At 71.0% G+C, this 23,323-nt stretch carries 26 protein-coding genes; 17 read left to right on the top strand and 9 right to left on the bottom strand.

What is annotated here, in order from left to right; all coding sequences use genetic code 11:
• Nucleotides 1–27 precede the first annotated feature (27 nt).
• Entirely contained in the window at nucleotides 28–765 is a 738-nt protein-coding gene (locus tag ACZ55A_RS35835) for a Crp/Fnr family transcriptional regulator (RefSeq protein WP_468849118.1), read from the bottom strand.
• A 491-nt stretch (nucleotides 766–1,256) separates the two neighbouring features.
• Here ACZ55A_RS35835 and ACZ55A_RS35830 point away from each other — a divergent pair, with 491 nt between their 5' ends.
• The gene (locus ACZ55A_RS35830) at nucleotides 1,257–1,655 is read left to right on the top strand and encodes a hypothetical protein (RefSeq protein ID WP_468849116.1); all 399 of its coding nucleotides are present in this window, start codon (nucleotides 1,257–1,259) and stop codon (nucleotides 1,653–1,655) included.
• A gap of 169 nt (nucleotides 1,656–1,824) precedes the next feature.
• On the opposite strand, the gene ACZ55A_RS35825 is transcribed toward ACZ55A_RS35830, so the two are convergent.
• Both ACZ55A_RS35825 and ACZ55A_RS35820 read right to left on the bottom strand, forming a co-directional pair.
• Nucleotides 1,825–2,232 (bottom strand): hypothetical protein, encoded by a 408-nt coding sequence (locus ACZ55A_RS35825; protein ID WP_468849114.1) that lies wholly within the window; start codon nucleotides 2,230–2,232, stop codon nucleotides 1,825–1,827.
• 247 nt (nucleotides 2,233–2,479) lie between these two features.
• Nucleotides 2,480–2,767: a hypothetical protein gene (locus tag ACZ55A_RS35820; protein WP_468849112.1), complete on the bottom strand. Its 288-nt coding sequence runs from the start codon at nucleotides 2,765–2,767 to the stop codon at nucleotides 2,480–2,482.
• A gap of 84 nt (nucleotides 2,768–2,851) precedes the next feature.
• On the opposite strand from ACZ55A_RS35820, the gene ACZ55A_RS35815 reads away from it, so the two are divergent.
• From ACZ55A_RS35815 to ACZ55A_RS35805, 3 genes are all read left to right on the top strand, one after another.
• Nucleotides 2,852–4,000 (top strand): site-2 protease family protein, encoded by a 1,149-nt coding sequence (locus ACZ55A_RS35815; protein WP_468849110.1) that lies wholly within the window; start codon nucleotides 2,852–2,854, stop codon nucleotides 3,998–4,000.
• A gap of 27 nt (nucleotides 4,001–4,027) precedes the next feature.
• On the top strand, nucleotides 4,028–4,768 hold the full coding sequence (locus ACZ55A_RS35810) for a PP2C family protein-serine/threonine phosphatase (RefSeq protein WP_468849108.1): 741 nt from the start codon (nucleotides 4,028–4,030) through the stop codon (nucleotides 4,766–4,768).
• A 91-nt stretch (nucleotides 4,769–4,859) separates the two neighbouring features.
• The gene (locus ACZ55A_RS35805; RefSeq protein WP_468849106.1) at nucleotides 4,860–6,302 is read left to right on the top strand and encodes a protein kinase domain-containing protein; all 1,443 of its coding nucleotides are present in this window, start codon (nucleotides 4,860–4,862) and stop codon (nucleotides 6,300–6,302) included.
• A 42-nt stretch (nucleotides 6,303–6,344) separates the two neighbouring features.
• Here the strand turns inward: ACZ55A_RS35805 and ACZ55A_RS35800 are convergent, their stop codons facing one another.
• The 3 genes from ACZ55A_RS35800 to ACZ55A_RS35790 all read right to left on the bottom strand — a co-directional run bounded on the left by ACZ55A_RS35800 (nucleotide 6,345) and on the right by ACZ55A_RS35790 (nucleotide 9,303).
• Entirely contained in the window at nucleotides 6,345–7,646 is a 1,302-nt protein-coding gene (locus ACZ55A_RS35800) for a sensor histidine kinase (RefSeq protein WP_468849104.1), read from the bottom strand.
• Nucleotides 7,643–8,353, bottom strand: a complete 711-nt coding sequence (locus ACZ55A_RS35795) for a hypothetical protein (RefSeq protein WP_468849102.1) — start codon at nucleotides 8,351–8,353, stop codon at nucleotides 7,643–7,645. Before ACZ55A_RS35795 ends, ACZ55A_RS35800 begins: the two co-directional genes overlap by 4 nt.
• A gap of 596 nt (nucleotides 8,354–8,949) precedes the next feature.
• Complete coding sequence (locus tag ACZ55A_RS35790; protein ID WP_468849101.1) at nucleotides 8,950–9,303, bottom strand: helix-turn-helix domain-containing protein; 354 nt, start codon at nucleotides 9,301–9,303, stop codon at nucleotides 8,950–8,952.
• A gap of 496 nt (nucleotides 9,304–9,799) precedes the next feature.
• Between ACZ55A_RS35790 and ACZ55A_RS35785 the strand changes: the two genes are divergently transcribed.
• From ACZ55A_RS35785 to ACZ55A_RS35770, 4 genes are all read left to right on the top strand, one after another.
• Nucleotides 9,800–10,003, top strand: coding sequence for a cold-shock protein (locus ACZ55A_RS35785; protein WP_030788646.1), 204 nt, complete (start codon nucleotides 9,800–9,802; stop codon nucleotides 10,001–10,003).
• Nucleotides 10,004–10,442: 439 nt separating this feature from the next.
• Nucleotides 10,443–11,969, top strand: coding sequence for a DEAD/DEAH box helicase (locus tag ACZ55A_RS35780; protein ID WP_468849099.1), 1,527 nt, complete (start codon nucleotides 10,443–10,445; stop codon nucleotides 11,967–11,969).
• Nucleotides 11,970–12,005: 36 nt separating this feature from the next.
• Nucleotides 12,006–12,287 carry an SCO5918 family protein gene (locus tag ACZ55A_RS35775; protein WP_468849098.1) on the top strand — a complete coding sequence of 94 codons (282 nt, stop codon included), beginning with the start codon at nucleotides 12,006–12,008 and terminating at the stop codon, nucleotides 12,285–12,287.
• A 404-nt stretch (nucleotides 12,288–12,691) separates the two neighbouring features.
• Nucleotides 12,692–13,213, top strand: coding sequence for a DUF5994 family protein (locus tag ACZ55A_RS35770; protein ID WP_468849097.1), 522 nt, complete (start codon nucleotides 12,692–12,694; stop codon nucleotides 13,211–13,213).
• 77 nt (nucleotides 13,214–13,290) lie between these two features.
• Here the strand turns inward: ACZ55A_RS35770 and ACZ55A_RS35765 are convergent, their stop codons facing one another.
• A complete protein-coding gene (locus tag ACZ55A_RS35765; RefSeq protein WP_468849096.1) occupies nucleotides 13,291–14,154 on the bottom strand; it encodes an SCO2400 family protein in 864 nt (287 codons plus the stop codon).
• Nucleotides 14,155–15,083: 929 nt separating this feature from the next.
• On the opposite strand from ACZ55A_RS35765, the gene ACZ55A_RS35760 reads away from it, so the two are divergent.
• From ACZ55A_RS35760 to ACZ55A_RS35750, 3 genes are all read left to right on the top strand, one after another.
• Nucleotides 15,084–15,617, top strand: a complete 534-nt coding sequence (locus ACZ55A_RS35760; protein WP_468849095.1) for an SgcJ/EcaC family oxidoreductase — start codon at nucleotides 15,084–15,086, stop codon at nucleotides 15,615–15,617.
• 217 nt (nucleotides 15,618–15,834) lie between these two features.
• A complete protein-coding gene (locus ACZ55A_RS35755) occupies nucleotides 15,835–16,635 on the top strand; it encodes a S1 family peptidase (protein ID WP_468849094.1) in 801 nt (266 codons plus the stop codon).
• A 39-nt stretch (nucleotides 16,636–16,674) separates the two neighbouring features.
• Nucleotides 16,675–17,487, top strand: coding sequence for a S1 family peptidase (locus tag ACZ55A_RS35750; protein ID WP_468849093.1), 813 nt, complete (start codon nucleotides 16,675–16,677; stop codon nucleotides 17,485–17,487).
• A gap of 34 nt (nucleotides 17,488–17,521) precedes the next feature.
• On the opposite strand, the gene ACZ55A_RS35745 is transcribed toward ACZ55A_RS35750, so the two are convergent.
• The gene (locus tag ACZ55A_RS35745; protein WP_468849091.1) at nucleotides 17,522–17,992 is read right to left on the bottom strand and encodes an ArsI/CadI family heavy metal resistance metalloenzyme; all 471 of its coding nucleotides are present in this window, start codon (nucleotides 17,990–17,992) and stop codon (nucleotides 17,522–17,524) included.
• A gap of 79 nt (nucleotides 17,993–18,071) precedes the next feature.
• Between ACZ55A_RS35745 and ACZ55A_RS35740 the strand changes: the two genes are divergently transcribed.
• The 6 genes from ACZ55A_RS35740 to ACZ55A_RS35715 all read left to right on the top strand — a co-directional run bounded on the left by ACZ55A_RS35740 (nucleotide 18,072) and on the right by ACZ55A_RS35715 (nucleotide 22,764).
• A complete protein-coding gene (locus ACZ55A_RS35740; RefSeq protein ID WP_468849090.1) occupies nucleotides 18,072–18,479 on the top strand; it encodes an ArsR/SmtB family transcription factor in 408 nt (135 codons plus the stop codon).
• Complete coding sequence (gene arsB, locus ACZ55A_RS35735) at nucleotides 18,476–19,567, top strand: ACR3 family arsenite efflux transporter (RefSeq protein WP_468849089.1); 1,092 nt, start codon at nucleotides 18,476–18,478, stop codon at nucleotides 19,565–19,567. Before ACZ55A_RS35740 ends, arsB begins: the two co-directional genes overlap by 4 nt.
• A complete protein-coding gene (locus ACZ55A_RS35730) occupies nucleotides 19,560–19,979 on the top strand; it encodes an arsenate reductase ArsC (protein ID WP_468849087.1) in 420 nt (139 codons plus the stop codon). Before arsB ends, ACZ55A_RS35730 begins: the two co-directional genes overlap by 8 nt.
• 183 nt (nucleotides 19,980–20,162) lie before the next feature.
• Entirely contained in the window at nucleotides 20,163–20,939 is a 777-nt protein-coding gene (locus tag ACZ55A_RS35725; protein ID WP_468849085.1) for a calcium-binding protein, read from the top strand.
• Between the two features lie 183 nt (nucleotides 20,940–21,122).
• Nucleotides 21,123–21,785, top strand: a complete 663-nt coding sequence (locus ACZ55A_RS35720; protein WP_468849084.1) for a hypothetical protein — start codon at nucleotides 21,123–21,125, stop codon at nucleotides 21,783–21,785.
• Nucleotides 21,786–22,143: 358 nt separating this feature from the next.
• A complete protein-coding gene (locus ACZ55A_RS35715; protein WP_468849083.1) occupies nucleotides 22,144–22,764 on the top strand; it encodes a sigma-70 family RNA polymerase sigma factor in 621 nt (206 codons plus the stop codon).
• Between the two features lie 13 nt (nucleotides 22,765–22,777).
• On the opposite strand, the gene ACZ55A_RS35710 is transcribed toward ACZ55A_RS35715, so the two are convergent.
• The coding region (locus tag ACZ55A_RS35710) for a polysaccharide deacetylase family protein (RefSeq protein WP_468849082.1) at nucleotides 22,778–23,323 on the bottom strand (546 nt) is incomplete at its 5' end.

Genomic DNA, 23,323 nt, shown 5'->3' with positions numbered 1-23,323 from the left:
AGTTTCCGCGAAGTTCTGAGGGAGAGGTTAGGAGCGGCGGCGTGCGGCGATCCCGTACTCATACGGGTTCTCGGCCCCGATTTTCGCGAATTCCAGCAGCTTCGGAATGTCACTGATCGTGATCTGCCGGTACTTGCGCTGGAGCAGCCCCCGATGTGACAGCGCGGCGAGTGCCTTCTCCGCGGTGGCCAGTGCCAGACCGGCGAGCGAGGCCAATTCCGGCTGCGTGAGCGTCACGCCGAGCACGCTGCACTTCCCCTCGGTGCCCTTGACCGGCTGTCCGTGGGCCTGCGCCAATTCCGCGATCACCCGGGCCAGCCGGGTCGAGGCGTCGTATGCCCGGAAGTCGAGGCGGCGCCGGTTCGCCCAGCGCAGACGGGCGCTCATCATGCGGTACAGCGCGTTCATGGCGTCCGGGTGCCTGGTCAGAAACCCTTCCAGGGTGCGGCGTTGGATGATCCGCGCGGTGACCTCACCACAGGCGATGACGGTGCCGGAGCGCGGCTGGTCTTCAAATGCCGCCATTTCTCCCACCAGATCACCGGCGACGCGAATCGCAAGCAGCATGTCATGGCCGTCGGACGAGCTGGTTACCACCTTCACCACGCCATTCGTGATCAACAGGACATGGGTGCTCTCATCGCCCTGATGCAGCAGAGTGCGATGTGCCGGGTATTTCGCGAGGGTGCCCAATTCGACGGCGGCGGCCAGCGAGGAGGGCTCCAGTTGCCCGAGGAACGTGCTCTGCGGCCACTCCCGCATCATCGGGTGGACTCGCAGTAATGGGTTCCGTACGAACTGTCGCGTAACTTCAACATGCCCTGTGGCCCCCGATATTCGATGTGTTGCCGGCGTGACCCGTCCCGCCACGCGGCTCTCTATATTGCCGCCGGTGGGTGAATCGGGAAGCAAAAGAACGGCTTTGGCTGAATTCGGTACCGGCCCCCGCCCGCGCGGTCGGCCGGGCCCGCGGAACCGGCGGCGCGGGGAGCCGGCCGGTCGCCTCATTCGTGGCGGAAGCCCCGCATTCGCTCACCCGAAGCCGCACGTGGCGCGGCGTTCGAACGGCCGGGCGAGCGTTATCCGCCGTACGGGCCGGGCGGCGGCCGGGCAGTACCTCCGTTCGTCCCCCGCCGTGAAGGGCCGTCACGGTGAATCCGGTGGTCGGACAGGGTGAATACGGGGGACGGGCCGTTGCTCAGGCTTGGTGGATGCGGGGACGCCCGGTAGCAAGACCGCGGGTTACCAACCGCGAGGTGCAGGAGCACACAGTGAAGAAGATGGCACACGTCAAATTCGTGATCGCAGGAGCTTGCGGCCTGCTCCTGGCCGTTGGGGGAGCGTCGCCCGCCCAGGCGTGGGGCGGGTTCGATGGGGGGTACGGCGGGGACGGTGTGTTCAACAGCGACACCTATGCCGACTTCCGCGCTGTGCTCCGCTGCGGGCCCAGGGCGAGGATCTGCGTCAACGGGCCGGTGAACAGCGGCAATGTCAGGAACTCGCAGAACGTCCATCTGTCGGGCAACAACAGCAACAGCGGCAGCCCGACCAACGACAACGGCAACACCAATGTGCACGACGAGACGAACGGCCCCAAGATCAAGAGCAACAACAACCAGTTGAAGGTCGGACGCGGCGACGGCCTCAAGCTCTGACCCCACCCGGTACGGAGAACGACGATCGCCCGGCGGTTCTCGCCGGGCGATCGTCGTGTCGGGCGGGGGTGGTGGACGGAGCGGCCGTGGGCCTGTCGGGATCTGGGTCTGGGTCTGGGGCGGCGGTCTGGGCCGGGATCTCTGCCGGAAGTTCTCTGTCGGTATCCGATCAGTAGTGCAGGCCCAGGATCCGCTGGATGTTGTTGCTGCTGGCCGTCGAGGAGCCCGAGGCAGAGTTGGAGCTGTTGGTGGAGCCGTTGGTGCTGGAGAGGTTGCCGCTGTTGTTCGGGTTCCCATGGTTGATGAAGTTCCCGCTGTGCAGGCTGTTGCCGCTGTGCACGGGGCCGTTGATGCAGGGGTGCGGAGACCTGAAGACCGGCGAGTGGTAATTGAAGTCGGCGAGACGGTTGTTGCAGACCACACCGGAGACCATGCCCGTGACGTCGCCGACGTCCGCACCCACCAAGGTCGACAGCAGCGACTCACCCGGCACGGTCGCGGCCTGCGCTACGCCGGTGCTCAGCAGAGCCAGCCCGCATACCCCGATCACAGTGCCCGCCTGCGCAATTCTTCTCACGATGCTCCTCGCCTGTTCATCGTTCCGATGCCAGACGTATCGTGCTGCCGTTGTGCACCCGCATCGTCGTTCAACCCGCAGGGAGTAAAACGCTCGACGGCCAGAATCAGCCGGGTGGCCCAACAATCCGTGAGCCCGTAATCCGCCGGTCCGGCGCCCCGCGCAGGGGGCGGAGATCAACAGTGTCCGGCCGTGGTCACCGGGCCGTGCGGCGGAACGGGACCGCCGCCGGACGAGGCGTTGATCTTCACAGTACGAGCCGCTCCGGCATCGGCTGCTCCCTGCCGTCCAGCTCCAGCGTGCAGCGCGGCACGGAGGGGACGAGGTGAGGCTGGCGCAGGAGGATGCGGAAGGGGTGGGCGGGCTGGTCGGGGAGCTCGCCGGTCAGGACGTTCATCCCAGGGCTGTGTTCCTTTCGGTAGGCGATGACCTTGCCGTTGACCAGGAGCTCAATCTCGCCGTCCCGGCCGGGGCCGACATTCACCGTGATCGAGTGGCCGCCCTGGTCGAGGTGGAAGTGATGGCTGTGGCCCATGACGCACCTCCGGAATTCCAGCCGTCGCGTCGCTAGGTCCAGCGTAGATTCCGCGAGCGACAATTGGGGTGGACGGCGACGACGATGAACGGTTCGGTCCGGGTCGGACAAGTGGTCGGGGTGCCGCTGCGGATGCACTGGAGCGTGCCCCTTCTGGTAGGCCTGTTCGCGTTCGGACTCGGCCGGCAGGCGCTGCCCGCATGGACGCCGGGGCGCTCGGACGCCGTCTACGCGCTCGGCGGCGTCGTCGGGGCCGCGCTGCTGACCGGCAGCCTGCTGCTGCACGAGACGGCCCATGCGGCGACCGCCCGCCGCAAGAAGATCTCGGTCGAGGACGTCACGCTGTGGGCGCTGGGCGGTATCACGCGGATGGGCCGGCCGCAGACCGCCGCCGCGGCCTTCGCGGTGGCCGTCAGCGGCCCGCTCGCCAGCCTGCTCATCGGGGGTGTGGCGCTCGGTGTGGGCGTCGGGCTGGAGAGTGTGGCCGGCTGGGCGGAGATCCCCGCGGTGATCCTGCTCTGGCTCGGCTGGGCGAACCTTTTCCTCGGGGTCTTCAATCTGCTGCCCGCGGTGCCGCTCGACGGGGGACGGGTGGTGCAGGCGGTGCTGTGGTGGCGGACCGGAGACCGCGAACGGGCCGATGCCGCGGCTTCCCGGAGCGGCCAGGTGATGGGTGTGCTGCTGGTGGCCGTCGGCTGGTTCTCCGTGATCCGCGGGGCACCGGGCGGGCTGTGGATCGTCTTCGTCGGACTGTTCATCATGGTCGTCGCCGGGGCGGAGCGGCGCCGTGCCAATCTGCGCACCGCGCTGCGGGGCGTACGGGCCGCCGACGCGATGTCCAGCCCGGTCGTCACCGGCGCCGACTGGCTGACCGTCCAGCGCTTCATCGACGAGGTGGCGGTGTCCGCCCACCACTCCGCCATCCCGCTGCTCGACTTCGAGGGCCGCCCCAGCGGCCTGGTGCAGCTCCACCGGCTCGCGGGCGTACCGCAGCCCAGCCGGGAGACGCTGCGGGTGCGCGAGGTGGCGACCCCGCTGTCGCAGTGCGCTGTCGCCGCACCGGACGACCTGCTCAGCGACGCCCTGGACCGGGTCACCCTCCGCACCGGCCCCCGCATCCTGGTCGTGGACGGCGGCCTGCTGACCGGGATCGTCACCGGTAAGGACGTCTCCCGGCTGATGCAGCGGCACACCCTGGGCACCAAGGGGACGGACGACCGGCCCGACGAGTGAGACGACTGAGAGAGGCGGAACCGCGCCATGCAGTACATCACCGTGACCGCACTCAGCCATCCCGGCCTGCTGCGCGACCACAACGAGGACAGCCTGGTCGTCGGCCCGTGGACGCTGTGCGGGACCGTGACCCAGAATCCGCAGACGCTGGTGTTCCCGCGCGGCAGCCCGCTCGTCGTCGCGGTCGCCGACGGTATCGGCGGACAGCCGGCCGGCGAGGTGGCCAGCGCGCTGACCGTACGGCAGCTGGCGGCCTGCGGCCCGGCCCTCGACAGCGAGCAGGCCGTCCGGGACGCCCTGAACCTGTGCAACCACGCGGTGTACGCGGCCGCCGACCGCGACCCCGCGCTGCTCACCATGGGCACCACCGTCGCCGGCGCGGTCGTCCTGGAGGAGTCGCTGATGGTCTTCAACGTCGGCGACAGCCGGGTCCTCGACGCACGCGAGGACGGTCTGCGGCAGGTCAGCGTCGACGACAGTCCGCCGCTGGAACCCGGCCACCGCACCACCTCCCTGGTGACCCAGGCGCTCGGCGGCGCACCCTCGTTCAGCGCCGTCACCCCGCATGTCACCACCTCCCCGCTCACCGCCGGCCACCGCTACCTGATCTGCACCGACGGTCTGACCGATCTCGTCCCCGAGGAGGAGCTGGACGAGCTGCTGCGGGCCCACGACGACGGCAGGGCCGCCTTCGAACTGTGGAAGTCCGCGATCGAGGCCGGCGGCCCGGACAACATCACCCTGGCGCTGCTCGGCATCGGCAGCTGAGCGCCGGGCGGACGTGCGGGGGGGGAGGGAACCCGTCCGCTCTCCGGGCCGTCTTCCCGCGTGTTGGCGTTGGCGGTCCGTGGAGGAACCGGTGGAGCACAGAGTCCTGGGGGGACGCTACGAGCTGGTGGAGCAGCTCGGGCACGGCGGGATGGGCACGGTCCACCGGGCGGTCGACCGCCGGCTGCGCCGTACCGTCGCGGTGAAGACGCTCTCCGCCGAACTGGCGCTCCAGCCCGAATTCCTCGCCCGGTTCCAGCGCGAGGCGCACGCCGCCGCCGCGCTCAACCACCCCGGGGTGGCCACCGTCCACGATGTGGGGGAGGACGCCGGCGGCGGGGCCGCCGAGCCCTATCTGGTCATGGAGTTCGTCGCGGGCCGGACCCTCAGCCAGGTCCTCGGCGACGGTCTGCTGCCGGTGGCGCAGGCCGTCGACCTCACCGGCCAGGTGCTGGACGCGCTGGAGCACAGCCACCGGCACGCCATCGTGCACCGGGACATCAAGCCGGCGAATGTGATGCTCACGGCCGGCGGCAAGGTCAAGGTCGTCGACTTCGGCATCGCCAAGGCGCTCAGCGAGGTGGCGACCCGGCTGACCGGTACCGGTGTCGCGGTCGGCACCCCCGCCTATCTGGCCCCGGAGCAGATCAACGGAGCCGAGACCGACCACCGTACGGACCTGTACGCGGTGGGCTGTCTGCTCTACGAGCTGCTGACCGGGCGGCCCCCGTACACCGGGGACTCACCGTTCTCCGTCATGCACCAGCACCTGGCCGCCGAACCGGTGCCGCCCTCGCGGCTGCGCCCGGAGCTGCCGCCCGCCGTGGACGAGGTGATCCGGCGGGCGCTGCACAAGAGCCGCGCGGAACGGTACCCGGACGCCTCGGCGATGAAGACGGCACTCGACGAGGCGGCCCGGTCCGCGCAGGCCGCCCCCGTACGGACCCCCACCGCACTCGACCCCCGCGCCGGGGCCGTCGCCGCCCCGGAGCCGTCCCCGGCACCGTCCGGGCGGAAGGCCGCGCCGCGGCCCGGGCGCCGGTGGCCGGCCCGGGTGGTGTTCCGGCCGACGGCCGAGGGGGCGGTGGCGCTGCTCGGCTGTCTGCTTTCTCTGGTGGTCTCCCGCAGCCAGGTGATCGAGGTCGGCCAGTTCTCCCGGGTCGCGCTGCTCGCCGCGGTGGCCGGGGCGGTACTGCTGTTGTGGTCGGCGCGGCTGGCGTGTGCGGTGGCGTGGGGCCCGGTGGCGGAGGGGGTGGCCGTATGGTCCGAACTCGCCCGCGGCTACGTCGGCTGGGACACCCACTACGTCGTCATCGCCCTGCTCCTGGGGGCCGTCGCCGCGCTCTGCCTCGCCGCCGGGTACAAGGACGAGCGGACGGGCGGCTTCGCGCTGATCGCGTTCTGGTTCACCGGACTGACCTCGGTCTGGTTCTTCCTCGACGATCTCCAGAAGATCGGCGTCTTCTACGTCCTGCTGCTGGGCGTCACGCTCGCCCTCGGCGCCCAGGCCCTCAAGGCCCGCACCCGCGGCTGACCGCCCGCCCCGCGCTCGTACGACGGCCCGGGACGGTCCGGGCTACTCCGCTCGTCCCGCGGCCTGGGTTCCGCTCGCGCCGGTGAGGCGGAGCGTGGCGACCGCCCCGCCGTCGGGCGCGTTCGTGAAGCACAGGGCGGCGCCGAGCACCCGCGCCTGCCCGACGGCGATCGTCAGGCCCAGCCCGTGGCCGGTCTTCCGGGTCTTTCCCGGCTGGCTCTTGAAGCGCTGGGGGCCCTGTTCGAGGAGGTAGTCGGGAAATCCGTCACCGTGGTCCCGCACGGTGACCACCGGCCCGTCGACGGTCACCACGACCGGCGGCCTGCCGTGCTTGTGCGCATTGGTGACGAGGTTGCCCAGCACCCGCTCCAGCCGGCGCTGGTCGGTCTCCACCCGGGCGTCCCGTACGACCCGGACCTCGGTCGCCGTCCCCGTGGCCCGCACCGCCCGCTCGGCCAGCGGCCCCAGTTGGTGCAGATCGAGGTCGGCCCGCTCCACCTCCGCGTCGAGCCGGGAGATCTCCAGCAGGTCCTCGGTCAGCCGGCGCATGGTCTGGATGCGCTCCTGCACCATCTCGGTCGGCCGGCCCGGCGGCAGCAGCTCGGCCGCCGCATGCAGCCCGGTGAGCGGGGTGCGCAGCTCATGGGACACATCGGCGGTGAAGCGCTGTTCGCTGTGCAGCTTGGCCTGAAGGGTGGCGGCCATCGCGTCCAGCGCGGCGGCCACCGCGGCGGCCTCGTCCTGGGCGTGGCCGGGGCGCCGGGCGCGGGGGTCGCTCACCCGGGCGTCGAGATCGCCGGTGCTGATCCGGCGCGCCACCCGGGCGGTGTGGTGCAGCCGCCGGGTGATCCGGGAGACCGCGACCAGCCCGACGAGCAGGGTGACGCCGATTGCGGCGGCCGAGGAGCCGATGATCGCCCGGTCCAGGCCCTGGGTGGCGGCGGCCCGGTCGCTGTAGTCCAGGCGGACGGCGAGCGCCCGGCCGCCGTCGACCGGTGCGACGGCCCACATCGTCGGCTGTCCGTGGTGGTCGGCGAGCTGGGTGCCGCGCTCGTTGTGGCGCGCCATCTCGCGCAGGGGGCGGGGCAGGTCCGGCGGATCCACCGTGGCGTGGCGGTCGAGCGGTTCGCCGGCGACGTACGTGGTCACGGCGTGGTCCAGCTCCTCCAGGGCCGCGCCGCGGGCCTGGCTCTCGGTCTGCCGGCCGACCAGTACGTGCACGAGGATGCCGAGCAGCGCGGCGAGGGTGCAGCACATGACGGTGATGAAGACGGCGAACTTCCAGTAGAGCGTCGCCGTCCAAGCGGGCAGTCGCAGCGGGCCCCGCCACCTGGTGCTGCTCACCGAGTGTGCTCCGCGTGCGGCGAGGAGACCGCCCGGTCGAACTCCATGGTGCGGATCTCCATGGTCTGCCGCTTCTCGTCCCACGAGTGGACCGTACGCATCTCGTACCCGGGTGAGCCAGTGGGCTCCCGCATGATCACATCGCCGCCCGCCACCTCGACGGACAGCGGGGTGCCGGAGGTGTTCATGATCCGGTTCACCACTCCGCCCCTGAGCGTGTAGGCCCACACGGCGAGGGTGTGCTCGTTCCCCTCGATACCGACGATCAGCTCGGGCTGCCCGTCGTGCGTCAGGTCCTGGTACTGGGGGGCCCGGACCGGACAGCGCTTCGGCTCGTCGGCGCAGTGCGCGATCCTGCGCTCCTCGGCCTTGTCGAAGGCGGGCGCGTGCTCACGGGCGTCCGACGCGATCTGCGCATGGACGACGGCGAGCGGATCCACCTTCCGGATGTCCCCGGCCGCCACCTTGGGCAGCCCGGGGAGGGGCGACGGCCCGTCCTGACCGCTCTCGTCCGCCGGGGGCTGCGGCGCGGGCGACCGCTCGGGCCACAGCCGCGCCGGGGCCGAGGCGGCCGCCGTCGCTCCGGCGTTCTGAGGCTGCCCCGTCGCGTCGCACCCCGCCAGCACCGTCGACGCGCCCGCCACCACCACAGCCAGCGCACCGATGCGTGCCGCACCGAGGCGGGGCAGGGAGCGGGGCAGAGGCACGGTACTTCCAGAGCGCAGGCCGGCAGCGTATGCGGACGATGATGCTCCCTGGCCTGCATTACAGCAATCCGGCGGTTGCGTAACGAATACCCATATTTGGCCGAACGGCGCGCTGCCCCGGGCTTCCGTACGAGCTCCGGGCCCCTGACTCAGCCCGTGGGCGGGCTGAGCGGCAGGGTCAGGCCGAGGGCGGTGCGGCGTCAGTCCGAACAGGGCGAGCGCCGCGCCCCAGGTGGCCGATCCGCCGAGCATGACCAGACCGGGCCGGGACGTAGAACGCCGGTCCACCCGGTCGACGACCGACCCGGCGAACAGCCCGAAGGCGAGGGGCGGCAGGGCCCGGGCCAGGCCCACGGCACCGGTCCACTCGGCGCTGCCGGTCATCTGCCAGACCTGGAACAGCACGGCGACGAGCGTCAGTTGACTGCCGAACCGCGAACAGCTCTGCCCGATCCACAGGCGCCGGAAGACAGTTGAGGTGCGCGCAGCGGACCCACATCGACCAGCGCACGTCTGGTGGTGCAGCCGGATCAGCTCCAGCCGCCGCCCGTGGGTGCGGTCCCGTGGCAGCGCTGTGCAAGGGATGCCGGGAAGGGTCAGGAGGAGTTGCCCGGGCGGTCCGGTCCGCTCTCGGGGTGCCGGCGTAGTTCCTCGTTGGTCCGTAGGGCCGCATCGAGCTGGTCCTCGAGGCTGATGATGCGGCAGGCGGCCTCGACCGGGGTGCCCTGGTCGACGAGTTCGCGGGCGCGGGCCGCGATCCGCAGCTGGGCGCGTGAGTAGCGGCGGTGGCCGCCGCCGGAACGCAACGGGGTGATGAGCTCGGCCTCGCCGAGCGCCCGCAGAAAGGCGGGGGTGGTGCCGATCATCTCCGCGGCCCGCCCCATGGTGTAGGCGGGGTAGTGGTCGTCGTCGAGGTTGTCGGCGGTGTTCGGTCGGCCTTCCAGAGCCATACGCACCCTTCGTCCGGGCATCGAAGGTCCGCCCGGCTGGGCGAATTTCGCGCCGCGCGCGGACCCTATCCGCTGGCGGTCGAGAATGTCTATTACGGCCGTCGTAGATTTCGTGGCGCCGGATCCTGTTGACGGCGCGGGCGGGCCCGCGCGGCGCGCCGCAGAGCGTACGGGTACGGCCCGGACGGATGCGGTGCGGAATGGCGACGGCTGGCGTTGAATATCTCATCCCGCGGCCGGAGAAATTTCGGATGGGCCAACGGCGTTTCCGGCTTCATGGTCGACCGGCTGGGAAAGCTCTGTGCGGTGCTGTATGAGCCGTGCTACTGTCGATATCAGTTGCAGTTGTGGTTCCCAAAATCCTCGAGTGCTTCAGTCGTCTACGAGGCGACCGGAGCGCTTTGTATGGCCGGAATTTCTCCGGATGGGGCAATCATCGCGGCGACGCGAGGCTCGCACAGTGCGGGTCCAAAGAATTCCCCGAAGGAGAATTGATATGGCTACTGGCACCGTGAAGTGGTTCAACGCGGAAAAGGGCTTCGGCTTCATCGAGCAGGAGGGTGGCGGCGCTGACGTGTTCGCCCACTACTCGAACATCGCCACCCAGGGCTTCCGCGAGCTCCAGGAGGGCCAGAAGGTGACGTTCGACGTCACGCAGGGCCAGAAGGGCCCGCAGGCGGAGAACATCGTTCCGGCCTGAAGCTGAAACGTGCAGAGCTGGGGCCCGCGCCTTGGGTGCGGGCCCCAGCTCTGGTCTTTTCCCGGCCCGCTCCGCCCACCGCGTTCCCAGCGGCCGCCTGCGCCGCGATCAGCTGCGCAGCGACCCCCTGCACAGCGACCGTGCCCCAGCGATTCCGATTCCCGCCTCTTCTCTCCGCGGCATCGGAATCCCGCTACCGGAGTTCCGCCGTTCGCATCTGCCACGCACGCTCGTCGTTCGAGTTCCGTTTCGAGGATCGCCTCGCGGAGTTCGTACTGCGGCCGGCGGTGGTAATCCCGCGAATTCTCGGCGTACACCCCCAGGAAACGCCCTCGCAGCCGGACTTGTTCACTATGTCATTCGATTCGTCCTTGCGATTCTCTGTGTGGTCCGGTGGGCCGAGGATTCCTCGTACGTGTCGCTCAGAGGAAGGTTCTGGATGAACCGCGCAGCCCGAACGAACGGCCGCAACTTCCGTACGGGCAAGGGCAGCTCCACTGCCCCGGACCGTTCGACGACTTCGAACCGCTCAAAGACGGCCGGCCACGCCAAGGCGTCCGGCCCGGCACAGACATCCGGACGTCCGAAGACGTCCCACCGCGCAAAGGCCTCCCGCGGCGCGGCCGGACGGAAGGGCCGCTCCGGTGCGCTCCAGGGCGAGTACACCGTGCCGGCCAGCCTGACCCCGTCGCTCCCGCCCGTCGCCGACTTCACCGAGCTGGACATGCCCCAGCCGCTGCTCGCGGCGCTCGGCGCCGAGGGCGTGACCGTGCCGTTCCCGATCCAGGCGGCGACGCTGCCGAATTCGCTGGCCGGCCGGGACGTGCTGGGGCGGGGCCGCACCGGCTCCGGCAAGACCCTGGCCTTCGGCCTCGCCCTGCTCGCCCGCACCGCGGGGCAGCGCGCGGACTCCCGTCGTCCGCTGGCCCTCGTGCTCGTCCCCACCCGGGAACTCGCCCAGCAGGTGACGGACGCGCTCACCCCGTACGCCCGTGCCCTGCAACTGCGGCTGGCCACGGTGGTCGGCGGGATGTCGATAGGCCGGCAGGCCGGTGCGCTGCGCGACGGCGCCGAGGTGGTGGTCGCCACCCCCGGCCGGCTGCGCGACCTCATCGAGCGCGGGGACTGCCGGCTGGACCGCGTCGGCATCACCGTCCTGGACGAGGCCGACCAGATGACCGACATGGGCTTCATGCCGCAGATCACCGCGCTGCTCGACCACATCCCCTCCGACGGTCAGCGGCTGCTGTTCTCGGCCACCCTCGACCGCAACGTCGACGCCCTGGTCCGCCGCTATCTGCACGACCCGGTCGTGCACTCGGTCGACCCCTCCGCGGGCGCGGTGACCACGATGGAACACCACCTGCTGCACGTACGGGACGCCGACAAGTCCGCCACGACGACCGAGATCGCCGCCCGTGACGGCCGGGTCATCATGTTCCTGGACACCAAGCACGCGGTGGACAAGCTCACCCGGCACCTGCTCAAGAGCGGTGTACGTGCCGCGGGGCTGCACGGCGGAAAGTCCCAGCCGCAGCGCACCCGCACCCTGGCCCAGTTCAAGGAGGGCCAGGTCACGGCCCTGATCGCCACCAATGTGGCGGCCCGTGGCATCCATGTCGACGACCTCGATCTCGTCGTCAACGTCGACCCGCCCAGCGATCACAAGGACTATCTGCACCGCGGCGGACGCACCGCCCGGGCCGGCGAGTCGGGCAGCGTGGTCACCCTCGTCCTGCCCCACCAGCGCCGCGAGATGGACCGCCTGATGGCCGACGCCGGGATCACCCCGCTCTCCACCAAGGTGCGCTCCGGTGAAGCGGAACTGACCCGCATCACCGGTGCTCAGGCGCCGTCGGGCGTCCCTGTCGTCATCGCCGCCCCGGCCCCGCAGCAGCCCGCGAAGCGTGGCACGGCCTCGCGCCGCCGACGGGGCGGAGCCGGCCGGCCCCGACGCCGTCCCTGACCGTCCCCAGCCCCTACCACCCTGTTGAGGCACGCCATGCGATGTGTTATCGCGCACTTCCCCTTCGACTTCGTCAAGAGCGAGGTGGAGCACCTGATGACGGGTGTGACGCCGGAGCCCGCGATCGGTCCCTGTGTCGTCATCGGCCGCCGTACCTACCCCGTCAAGCAGGTCGGTGCGGTGATCACGCGGCAGGACCGGCGGGACTTCACCGCGGGTGAGATGACCAGAGCCCTGACCCGCCTGGGCTTCACCTGCGTCAGCGCGGCCGCCCCGGCCCCGCCGGCGGTCGACGAACTGCCCGGCTTCCGCCTCTGACAACGCGCCTGCACGGCCGCCCGCCCGACCGCGGCCGGAGCACCCGCTACGGGCCCTGACCTCGTCACCGGGGTCATTGGGGGCCCGGCTACTGCGAGCTCCGGCCGTTGCGCAGGCTGATCAGGAGCGCGACCACGGTGATCAGGACCAGGATGGCGGCCACGGTGACTACGGTCTCCACGTCCTCACGCCCTTCCTGCCGGCGCCGGCCCGGTCGCGGCCATGCGGCGCGGGGCCGGTGCGCGCAGCGCCCCCGGCGCTTTCACCGTACTCCGCGGCCGGCGCCCGCCCCGTGGCCCGTACACGGAGTACTGTGAGTACGAGGCCGTCGGCTTCCGCAGCCCGCCGGCGCCATGGTGACGTCCGGCGACCGTACCGGCCTCCCCGCAGACGGGCGGCACGCCATGGCCGAATCCGACACCCCGCCCGGCGCCGAGCCGCCCGGCGCGATGCACCACTTCGCGAGAGTCGGCACGGCGCATCTCAGGCTGGAGCTGGCACCGGCCCGCGAGGGCATTTTCGACGGCGCGTGGTGGCCGCGCTCCCGCGACATCTGCGCCGAACTGCCCTGCCTGATCACCGCGCTGACCGAGCACCTCGGCCCGGTCACCCGCGTCGGCCTGGACGCCGACGCCTGGGACACCCTGCCGACCCGGCTGGTCGTCGACGACCAGGTCGTGCACATCGACTCGTTCCCGGTGAGCGACGACACCGTCCTGATCACCCGCGGCGAGCAGGACTACTTCTCACTCCTCGTGATCCCGCCGCATGCGCCCCCCGACGCCGCACGGGCCGCGATGGCCAGAGCCGTCAGCCCCGACAACGTCGACGAGGCCCAGCAGATCCTCCTCGACACCGGGACCGCGCCGGACCGCCCGCTCGGGGAAACCCTCCCCCCGGACGAGCAGGATCCCGACCCGGCCTGACACCCGGGGGCCCGCCCGGCCGCGACCGCGCGGGACGACCGCGGCGGTCCTGAAGGGCCGTCATATGTGCCAGGGCGTCAGCCGACGCACACCACGCCCAGTACGCAGACCGACGCCGGGTCCGCCGGGTCGGCCGACGGTGTGGGCTGTGTCGTCGGCTGCTCCCGGCCGGCCGACGAGGTGTCGTTGTCGGTGCCGGACGGTTCGGCAGGCGCCGGCGAGCTGGTCTCCGGTGCCGCTTCGGTGGTGTCGGAGGGGGCGGTGTGCGTGGTCCTGCCCTGTGCGGAAGCGGTGTGCGGCGTGGTGCTCGGGGGTGCGGCGGGGTGGCCGGTGGCGGAGGACCGCGGGTGCCGGGCCGTCGTGGCGGCGGGGGAGGTGGCCTCCGCGGTGTGCCGGTGTCCGGCCTCCCTGGACGGGCGGCTGTCGATGTGCCGGGACGCGCGGGAGTCCGGCCGCTCCGACGGCGCTTCGGTGGGGGCGGTCCGGGGCGTACCTGCGAGCTCCGGGTCCGGTCCCGAGGAGGCCTGGGTGTGGCCGGCGGACGGCTTGTCGGGCAGCAGGGCGACGGTCAGGGCGCCACCGGCGAGCGCGAAGACCGTGGCGGCCGCCGCCCGGCGCCGGTACTTCTTCCAGCGCGCCAGCTGCCGGCGGCGCGCCGCCCGGCCCTGGCCGGTGGGGGAGGCGCCTGCGAGGCCATCGGCGGTATCGGCGTCCGGGGTCTCGGGCCGTGCCGCGTCGGATATGGCGTCGAGCCCGGCCGGCGCGGCGTCGAAGGGGTGAGATCCGGGGGCTGCCGTGGCCGGCCAGGCCTCCCAGTCCGCCTCGGCGGCGTCCGGCGCGCGGCGGTGGGAAGGCGGGGCGATGTCCGGGGCGTAATCACCGCATCCTGGACACACGAGGGCCCCGTTGAGGTTCCGGCGGCACGACGAGCAGTAGTCCATTGCGATCTTCCTGTGGTGACTGCGCCGCGAGGGGCCCGGAGACCGGTTCGCGTTCGCACGCGGGTCGAGCGGCCAGTCACGCTAACGGCGCCCGCCGAAGGGCCTGCGCAGACCTTGTGACGCTTCCGTGCAGATTCCTTGCCGGTGGCCGGGAGTACTCCGGACATGTCCTCCGTAATCCCGGGATGGGGTACGGGCGGTGGGGGCGCCGTCTTCGGGCGCCCCCACCGCCGGCTCACTTCCCGGTCGGGGCGCTGGGCCCGCGGCCTCGAAACCGACACCTCCGGCACCGGCGCCCCCGGCCCGGACGGATCGCCGCGGGACCCCGCACCCACCTCCACCCTCACTCCCGGCCTGAGGCAGCGCATCAGGGGCTGGGCACCGCTGTGGGCCTCATACCGGGCCCGGTATCTGCTCCCGCTGAGCGCCGCCGGGGACCGGCCGCTCGATGTGCGCTCCACCGCCCGCGCCGAGCTCGCCCACCGGCTCCTCGACGCCCCGGAAACCCTGCGCGCCGCCCTCTCGACCTCCTGGCCCAGGCCGTCCGGGCCCTGGAACCGGACCTCGCCCGGGCGGCCCGCGCGATCACGCCCCCATCTGCTGGTGAAGCACGAGCCGGGCCTGGTCGCGGTCGTCCAGTACCCCCTGGTCCCGGAGGGCGACGACCAGCCCGGCTACGCGGTGGTGCAACGCCGGCTGGAGGGCCGCAGCAGCGCCGGACGGTGTGATCGGCAGGACGCGAACCCCCGCTCCCCGCTCCGGACTTGTCCCTCCTCGGCCGACGGGCGTGCGTGGCCCCGCCGGGTAAAAGGTTTCCCAAGACCGTGCGTTCCGATGGGATCTGGCCTCCTGCCGACATGCCGTGGTCGCGGTGGAGGTCGATGCTGGAAAGCGGGGGTCCGGACGTACCGTCCAACTCCGGAGGACTGATGAAGTACCGCCTCCCTACCCGGATAGCCATTGCCACCAGCACCGTTCTGCTGGCCGGCACAGGGGCGGCCTCCACCGCTATCGGTGCGCCCGCGTCCACGGTCACGGCGACGCACGCCACGGTCCGGCAGCAGGCCGTGGCCCCGCCCACCCAGGAGCAGATCGCCGCTCTCTTCGACCGCTGGAACGCGGCGCTGGCCACGGGGGACGCCCAGAAGGTCGCGGCCCTCTACGCCCCCGACGCCGTCCTGCTGCCGACGGTGTCCGACCAGATACGTTCGACGCACGCCGAAATCGTCGACTACTTCGAGGGGTTCCTCCCGCAGAAGCCCCAGGGACGGATCCAGTGGCGGTCCATCAAGATCCTGAGCCCCACCGCGGCGATCGACACCGGCCTGTACCAGTTCACCCTGACGGCCAAGGACGGCACCAAGAGCAAGGTCGACGCGCGCTACACCTTCGTCTACGAGCTCCGCGACGGCCGCTGGCAGATCGTCAACCACCACTCCTCGGTGGTGCCGACGGGCCACTGAGACCGGCCGAGGCCGGCTGAAGCCCGCCGTACGGGCCGCCGCACCAGGCGGCTCGTCCCGGCCTGAACTGACAGTACCTACCGCTCTGTTGTGACTGGCCGCGGCCCCCTCACGGTGCATCGGCCACCCCGTAAGAGTCACCGCACCTCGCAGACAACCGCCGCGCGCTGCACTGCCTCTCCATGGGCGACATTGTTTCGATCGCCACGGAGGAGCAATGAACGCAGCGAGCACACGCCGCGGAGCCCTGGTGGGTGCGGTGTTGGCCGGGTCGGCGCTGGCGCTGTCAGCCGTCTCACCCGCCGCAGCGGTCGTCGGTGGAGACCGTGCGGACCTCAAGAAGTACCCCTGGACGGTCGCGCTGACGTCGGACAACGTGAAGGATCCGGACTGCGGGGGCACCCTCATCGCACCGCGCAAAGTACTGACCGCTTCCCACTGCGTGAACCCGGCCACCGTCGACAGCCTCCGCGTGGTCGGCGGACGGGAAGATCTCCGGAACACCCGTAAGGGCACGGTCCGCAAGGTCGTGAAGGCGTGGATCCACCCCAAGGCCGTGACGGACGGGGGCCGCGCCACCTACGCCCACGACATAGCCGTACTCACCCTCAACGCCCCCATGCCCTACAAGACACTGCCGCTCGTCACCCCGGCGCAGCCGAAGCTGTACGAAGAGGGCACGCCCAGCCGGGTCCTGGGATGGGGCTCCACGACGGGCCGCGGCGACGACCGGCGCGTGCCGCCGCTACAGACCGCGCTGATCCCCAACAGGGGCGACGAGCAGTGCATCACGGCGTACGGCAGCCGTCGCTACGACAAGCGCTACACGATGTGTGTGGGCTACCCGGCCGGCGGTGTGAGCGCCTGCTCGGGCGACAGCGGAGGACCGGTCGTGGTCAAGGGACGGCTCGTCGGCGTCATCAGCGGCGGCGGCAGCTGCACCAGCCGGCTCTACCCGGGCGTCGCCGTCAAGGTCGCCTCCTACTACCCGCTGCTCCAGAGCCAGATGGCCGAGTAGCCGCCCCGTCGCGCAGTCGGAGAAGAAGGAGCCATCCCCATGACACGACGTCAAGTGCCGGTGCGGCTGCTGGTCCTGGGAAGCCTCATGGCGTTCCTCGGCATCAGCTTCGCCGTCCTCCCGGTGCAGCAGGCCCATGCCGTGATAGGCGGACAGCACACGAGCACGGCCCGCGCACCGTGGGCCGTCGCCCTCAACCTGTGGCGGCAGACCGACACCTACCCGCGCTCGGGCCAGTTCTGCGGCGGCACCCTGGTCACCCCGACGAAGGTCGTCACCGCCGCCCACTGTGTGGCCGACGAAGCCCCCACCGATCTGGGGGCCGTCGCCGGCCGCACCGACCTGCGCCGCCACACGGGCGCGTGGCGCAAGGTCACCAAGGTCTGGATCCACCCGCGGTTCGGCCGTCACCTCGAGAACGATGTCGCCGTCCTCACCCTCGACCGGCCCATGCCCCCGCAGTACACCCCGCTGCCCCTGGCCACCGCCGCGGACACCGCTCTGTACCGGCCGGGCACCGGCGCACGGGTCTACGGCTGGGGCATGCTGGACAACGAGGACCACATGGCGAACGTGCTGCGCTCGGCGAATCTGCGCGTCCTGGCCGACAAGACGTGCCAACGGCTCAACCCCTGGGGCGACGTCAAGCCCACGATGCACGCCTGCGCCAACAACAGCGTCACCGGCGCCCACCACGCGGAGGGCGACAGCGGCGGTCCGCTCGTCGCCGGCGGAAAGCTGATCGGCATCGTCAGCTGGCTGACCAACGGCAATGACTCCACACCGACGCCCGGCGTCTACACCCGGATAGCGTCCTTCTCCCGCGAGATCGGCGACCAGCTCCGGAGCTAGGCCCGCGACACCTGCTCACGGCCGGAGGCCCAGGTCATCGACCTGGGCCTTCGTCGCACCCGCAGGTGCCGTTGCCGCCCGTGCAGCAGGCGGTGCCGCTGACGCCTGCGTCCGGGCCGGCGCTCTTGCCCAGTGTGTCCGCGTCCGCCTTGACGACGTAGACCTCCCATGGCTCCTGGCCGGGGCCGTGTACCCACACCTTGTCCTGGAGGGCGTAGCAGCACGAGGTGTCGTTCTCCTCGAACGTCGCGAGGCCCGCGTCCTTGAGCCGGGTTGTCGCGGCCGTCACCTGGTCCGTGGAGTCGACTTCCACGCCGAGGTGGTCGAGGCGGGTCTCCTCGCCGGGCCGGCCCTCGATCAGCACGAGCTTGAGCGGGGGCTCGGCGAGGGCGAAGTTCGCGTAGCCCGCTCGCCGCTTGGCCGGTTCGGTGCCGAACAGCTTGGAGTAGAAGGTGACCGATGCGTCGAGATCACTGACGCGCAGGGCGAGCTGTGCACGGGACATGTCATGACTCCCCTCGTGTTGCATTGATGTCTATCGATACAAGGTTGCGCCTTGAATCGAAAAACGTCAACATAGAAGTATGTCGAAACAAGAGCTGGTGGTGCTGGGCCAGACGGACGAGGCCGGCGCCTGCTGCCCCGGAATGCTGTCGGCCCCGCTCGCCGAGGACCAGGCCGTAGAGCTGGCGAAGGTGTTCAAGGCGCTGGGTGACCCGGTGCGCCTCCGTCTGCTGTCGATGATCGCCTCGCGCGCCGGCGGGGAGGTCTGCGTCTGCGATCTGACCCCCGCGTTCGATCTGTCGCAGCCGACGATCTCGCATCACCTCAAGCTGCTCCGGCAGGCCGGCCTGATCGACTGCGAACGGCGCGGCACCTGGGTCTACTACTGGCTGCTGCCGGAGATGACCGACCGCCTGGCGGGCATCCTCGCGCGTCCCGCGGGCGCGCCGCTGCCCGCCCCCGCCGAGGTCACCGGGGTGAGCTCGTGAGCGCCGCACCCGAGCAAGCGGTCGCCGGCCGCCTGTCGTTCCTCGACCGCTACCTCGCCGTGTGGATTCTTGTCGCGATGGTGCTCGGCCTCGGCCTCGGGCGCCTGGTGCCCGGCCTCGGCGACACCCTCGCCAAGGTCACCGTCACCGGGGTGTCCCTGCCGATCGCGTTCGGCCTGCTCGTGATGATGTATCCGGTCCTGGCCAAGGTCCGCTACGACCGGCTCGGCACCGTCACCCGCGACCGCCGGCTGCTGCTGCCCTCCCTTCTGCTGAACTGGCTCGTCGGCCCTGCCCTGATGTTCGCGCTGGCGTGGCTGCTCGTGCCGGACCTGCCCGAGTACCGCACGGGCCTGATCATCGTGGGGCTGGCCCGCTGCATCGCCATGGTCATCATCTGGAACGACCTGGCGTGCGGGGACCGTGAGGCCGCCGCCGTCCTGGTCGCGCTGAACTCGGTGTTCCAGGTGATCGCGTTCTCGGCCCTCGGCTGGTTCTACCTGTCCGTACTGCCCGGCTGGCTCGGCCTTGAACAGTCCGGCCTCGACGTGTCCGTATGGGCGATCGCCCGAAGCGTGCTGATCTTCCTCGGTATCCCGCTCGCCGCCGGCTACCTCACCCGCCGGATCGGCGAGAAGGCCAAGGGGCGCACCTGGTACGAGTCCCGACTGCTGCCGCGCATCGGCCCGTTCGCCTTGTACGGGCTGCTGTTCACGATCGTCATCCTCTTCGCGCTGCAAGGCAACGCGATCACCTCACGGCCGCTGGACGTCGCCCGCATCGCGCTCCCGCTGCTCGTGTACTTCGCCCTGATGTGGGCCGGCTCCATGGCCCTCGGACGCTCCGTCGGACTCGACCACCCGCGTGCGACGACGCTCGCCTTCACCGCTGCCGGCAACAACTTCGAACTCGCCATCGCGGTAGCCATCGCCACGTTCGGCGCCGCCTCCGGCCAGGCCCTCGCCGGTGTGGTCGGCCCGCTCATCGAGGTGCCCGTACTGATCGGCCTCGTCTACGTCGCGCTCTACGCCCGGCGCTTCTTCACCACCCCCGCGCCCCTGACCGAGGAGGACCCCGCCCGTGTCTGACACCGCCCTGCCCTCCGTCCTGTTCGTCTGCGTCCACAACGCCGGCCGCTCGCAGATGGCCGCCGCGTTCCTCACCCACCTCGCCGGCAACCGCGTACGGGTGCGGTCCGCCGGGTCCGCCCCCGCCGACACCGTGAACCCGTCCGTCGTCGCCGCCATGGCCGAGGTGGGCATCGATGTCTCGGCCGAGGTGCCGAAGGTGCTCACCGTCGAGGCCGTGCAGGCATCCGACGTCGTCATCACGATGGGCTGCGGCGACAGCTGCCCCGTCTTCCCCGGTAAGCGGTACCTCGACTGGCAGTTGACCGACCCCGCCGGACAGGGCGTCGAGGCCGTACGGCCCATCCGCGACGAGATCGAGCAGCGGATCCGCGGACTGATCGACGAGATCGCCCCCGCGGCACAGGCGTGAACGTGGCCCTGCGGGAACCGGTGGATTCGGTGGATTCGGTGGATCAGGTCGATTCGGCGCGATCGCTGCGATCGCTGTGATCGACCCGCCGTTGTGACAGAACGTTCAACTGTTTACAGTTGGCCGCTCCTTCGCCTGCCGTGTCCTTTATCCGGCAGGCATCTTCACACTGTGGGGAGATGTATGCGCAAGCGCGCAATCTTCGCTGTGCTCGCCGCTGTCACCGCGCTGGGCGGATCCACCGTCCCTGCCGCGTACGCGGACGAGACCGTCGGCGACATCCAGATCGCTCAAGTCACCGTCAACGGCGGCAAGGACATTGCGATCGGCCTCGCCGACAAGACCGTCACGGTCTCGGTGACCGCCACCGACCCCTCGGGCATCTGGGACGCGGACTTTCATCTGTGGCGCGGCACCGACCCCGACAACCCCGCCGGCTACATCAAGCCGAACGAGGACACCACCCCCGCGGACTGCGTCGCCTCCAGCGCGACCACCTCCACCTGCTCGAAGACCTTCACCTTCGAGCCGGACTGGTGGCTCACCAACGCCGACGCCGGGTCGTGGAAGGTCGGTGTCGAGGTGTGGGCCAACGACGACAGCCGCGCTCAGCGGGACGCCGCTACCACCACCCGCCTCCAGCGGTACTCCAAGCTGACCGTCAACGCGGGCCCGGAGCCGATGGCCCAGGGCAAGACCCTCACGGTCACCGGCAAGCTCACCCGGGCGAACTGGGACACCGATGTCTACGCGGGCTACACCGCCCAGCCGGTCAAGCTCCAGTTCCGCAAGGCGGGCACCAGCACGTACACCACCGTCAAGACGGTGAACACCTCCAGCACCGGCGAGTTGAAGACCACGGCCACCGCGTCCGTGGACGGCTACTGGCGCTGGAACTTCGCCGGCACCTCGACCACCCCGGCCGTCACCGCGACCGGTGACTACGTCGACGTGCAGTAGGGCCCGCCCCCGTCGTGGCGCCGGCTCTCACTCGTGACACCCGGTGCCACGACGGTCCCCCTCTCGGGCGGCCTGCCACTCAGCCGGCCTCCCCACAAGGCGCTTTAGCAGATCTGGACAACAACTGAGCCAGAGAAGCCGTGCCCCCTCCCAGCGGGCGGACCGGCTGGCACGATGTCCAACATGACTACCGGGTCGGTTTCACGCGCCGTGCGCGCCGCGATCTTCGCGGTGGTGTGTGTGACGACCACGGCCCTGGGGCACGCGCTGATGTCCGCGCAGCCCCTGCCCTGGTGGGCTCTCGTTGCCGCACTGGGCACCACGGGCTCGGCGGCCTGGTGGCTGACAGGCCGGGAACGCGGCGGCTTCGTCGTCACGGGTTCCACGGTCATGGCGCAACTCGCTCTGCACTCCTTGTTCGGCCTGGCGCAGTCGGGCCCACCGGGGACGAGCGGAATGGACGGTATGGCGGGCATGGCTGCCGTACCCGCCGACCTCGCCGCGCACATGGGGGAAATGGCCGCCGCGCACGGCGACATGAGCCAGTTGCCGCCGGCGCACTCCAGCCCCGGAACCCTCGGTATGTTCCTCGCCCACGCGCTGGCCGCGCTGGTGTGCGGCCTGTGGCTGTGGCGCGGTGAGACGGCCGCGTTCCGGCTCGCCCGCAGCGTGGCCGCGGTGTTGTTCGCGCCCCTGCGACTGGTCCTGACGACGCTGGGCCGGACCGGTCCGACGCCGCCCGCTCGCCCGGTGGCCGCCGCCGGTCATGTCGTACGCCTGCGCGGGGTGCTCCTGCACCACGTCCTCTCCCGCCGGGGCCCGCCGAGGCTTTCCGTCTCCTGCTGACCGCCCGTCCTGGGACCTCCCGGCACCGTCCGGGTTCTGCGATACGCCCATGGTGGCTGCCAACAAGCCCATGGCTCAGTGTTGCCGACGCCGTCCGGGATCCCCACTCCCCTTTCTGCAAGGCGCATGGAAGCGGTGGCGGGCGGAGTACCGGCGTGTCCGCGCGGCTGCCTCCCTCCTACCTCGATGAGCGCTGCCGTCCCCCACGCCGGCCCTTGGCCCCGCGGCCCTCCGGCCTGCCCATAGACGTACGCCCGTCGACCCTCGTCCGTTCCGTACGGGCAGCCGGAGTGCCGCTCACCGACCCGAGCCGTGCCCTGCCGTGGTACGGCCCGCCCCCTCCGAAGGACATGTGGCGATGATTCCTGCCCTTGTTGGTCCGGCCCGTGGCAAGCGGACCGCCGTGGACGACGAGCAGCTGACCGGCCTGGCACTGTCCGCACGCGACGGCGATCCCACCGCCGTCGAACGCTTCATACGCGCCTCCCACCGCGATGTCTGGAGGTTCGTGGCGCACTTGAGCGGCGACCCGAACAGCGCCGATGACCTGGCCCAGGAGACGTTTCTGCGCGCTCTCACCGGCCTGCCGCACTTCGCCGGACGCTCCTGCGCCCGCACCTGGCTGCTGTCCATCGCCCGCCGGGTGGTGATCGACCGCTACCGGTCCGCCGCCGCCCGCCCCCGTATCGCCGACGTCGACGACTGGCAGGCAGTCGCGGAACGCCGACAGCCCAGCGGACTACCGGGATTCGACGACGGACTGGCGCTGAGCGAACTGCTCGACGCCCTGGACGGCGAGCGGCGCCAGGCCTTCGTCCTCACCCAGCTGGTCGGCATGCCCTACGCGGACGCCGCGGCGGTCGTGGGCTGCCCGATCGGCACCGTGCGCTCCCGAGTGGCCCGCGCCCGCGCCGACCTCACCGGCTGGCTGCGAACCGCCGAAACCTGCGCACGCGCCCCTCGGACGGCCGTGGCGTGACCGGTTCCTGCTCTCAGCCGCGTCCGGTGAACTGCTGCCCGACGCCGAGTCCGCGAAGGCCGGCGAGGACCTTCGGGTCCTGGGCGTCGAGCCAGTCGCACAGCTGCCGGAAGGAGACCAGCCGGACGTCCTTGTTCTTCTCGTCGGCGATGTGCTTGATCGCCTCCTCGACGGCGTCCATGTAGATGCCGCCGTTCCACTGCTCGAAGTGGTTGCCGATGAAGAAGGGCGCACGGTTGGTCTCATAGGCCCGCTGGAAACCGGCGATGTACGCCTCCGTGGCCTGCTTGCGCCAGCCCGGATAGTTGGCCGGCGGGGCCTTGGTGGAGTTCTGTGACTGGTTGGCCATGATGTTGTAGTCCATCGAGAGGACCTGGAAGGAGTGGCCGGGGAACGGCATGCCCTGGAGCGGAAAGTCCCACAGGCCCTGCTTCTTGGTGGGCCACACCTGAAGGCCGCCGGGGGAGCTGGCGTCGTAGCGCCAGCCGCGCTTCCTCGCCGTCGGCAGCAGATTCTCCTGACCCAGCAGACACGGCGTACGGGCGCCGACGAGTTCCTT

The sequence above is a fragment of the Streptomyces sp. NPDC034111 genome, from assembly GCF_055575375.1.
This window is presented reverse-complemented; position numbering and strand designations above follow the sequence as displayed.

Excerpts from the sequence above, each read along its gene's own strand:
- ACZ55A_RS35835 (WP_468849118.1), bottom strand. The coding sequence starts at position 765 with ATGATGCGGGAGTGGCCGCAGAGCACGTTCCTCGGGCAACTGGAGCCC.
- ACZ55A_RS35820 (WP_468849112.1), bottom strand. The coding sequence starts at position 2,767 with ATGGGCCACAGCCATCACTTCCACCTCGACCAGGGCGGCCACTCGATC.
- ACZ55A_RS35815 (WP_468849110.1), top strand. The coding sequence starts at position 2,852 with ATGAACGGTTCGGTCCGGGTCGGACAAGTGGTCGGGGTGCCGCTGCGG.
- ACZ55A_RS35810 (WP_468849108.1), top strand. The coding sequence starts at position 4,028 with ATGCAGTACATCACCGTGACCGCACTCAGCCATCCCGGCCTGCTGCGC.
- ACZ55A_RS35790 (WP_468849101.1), bottom strand. The coding sequence starts at position 9,303 with ATGGCTCTGGAAGGCCGACCGAACACCGCCGACAACCTCGACGACGAC.
- ACZ55A_RS35785 (WP_030788646.1), top strand. The coding sequence starts at position 9,800 with ATGGCTACTGGCACCGTGAAGTGGTTCAACGCGGAAAAGGGCTTCGGC.
- ACZ55A_RS35780 (WP_468849099.1), top strand. The coding sequence starts at position 10,443 with ATGAACCGCGCAGCCCGAACGAACGGCCGCAACTTCCGTACGGGCAAG.
- ACZ55A_RS35775 (WP_468849098.1), top strand. The coding sequence starts at position 12,006 with ATGCGATGTGTTATCGCGCACTTCCCCTTCGACTTCGTCAAGAGCGAG.
- ACZ55A_RS35770 (WP_468849097.1), top strand. The coding sequence starts at position 12,692 with ATGGCCGAATCCGACACCCCGCCCGGCGCCGAGCCGCCCGGCGCGATG.
- ACZ55A_RS35765 (WP_468849096.1), bottom strand. The coding sequence starts at position 14,154 with ATGGACTACTGCTCGTCGTGCCGCCGGAACCTCAACGGGGCCCTCGTG.
- ACZ55A_RS35760 (WP_468849095.1), top strand. The coding sequence starts at position 15,084 with ATGAAGTACCGCCTCCCTACCCGGATAGCCATTGCCACCAGCACCGTT.
- ACZ55A_RS35755 (WP_468849094.1), top strand. The coding sequence starts at position 15,835 with ATGAACGCAGCGAGCACACGCCGCGGAGCCCTGGTGGGTGCGGTGTTG.
- ACZ55A_RS35750 (WP_468849093.1), top strand. The coding sequence starts at position 16,675 with ATGACACGACGTCAAGTGCCGGTGCGGCTGCTGGTCCTGGGAAGCCTC.
- ACZ55A_RS35745 (WP_468849091.1), bottom strand. The coding sequence starts at position 17,992 with ATGTCCCGTGCACAGCTCGCCCTGCGCGTCAGTGATCTCGACGCATCG.
- ACZ55A_RS35740 (WP_468849090.1), top strand. The coding sequence starts at position 18,072 with ATGTCGAAACAAGAGCTGGTGGTGCTGGGCCAGACGGACGAGGCCGGC.
- ACZ55A_RS35725 (WP_468849085.1), top strand. The coding sequence starts at position 20,163 with ATGCGCAAGCGCGCAATCTTCGCTGTGCTCGCCGCTGTCACCGCGCTG.
- ACZ55A_RS35720 (WP_468849084.1), top strand. The coding sequence starts at position 21,123 with ATGACTACCGGGTCGGTTTCACGCGCCGTGCGCGCCGCGATCTTCGCG.
- ACZ55A_RS35715 (WP_468849083.1), top strand. The coding sequence starts at position 22,144 with ATGATTCCTGCCCTTGTTGGTCCGGCCCGTGGCAAGCGGACCGCCGTG.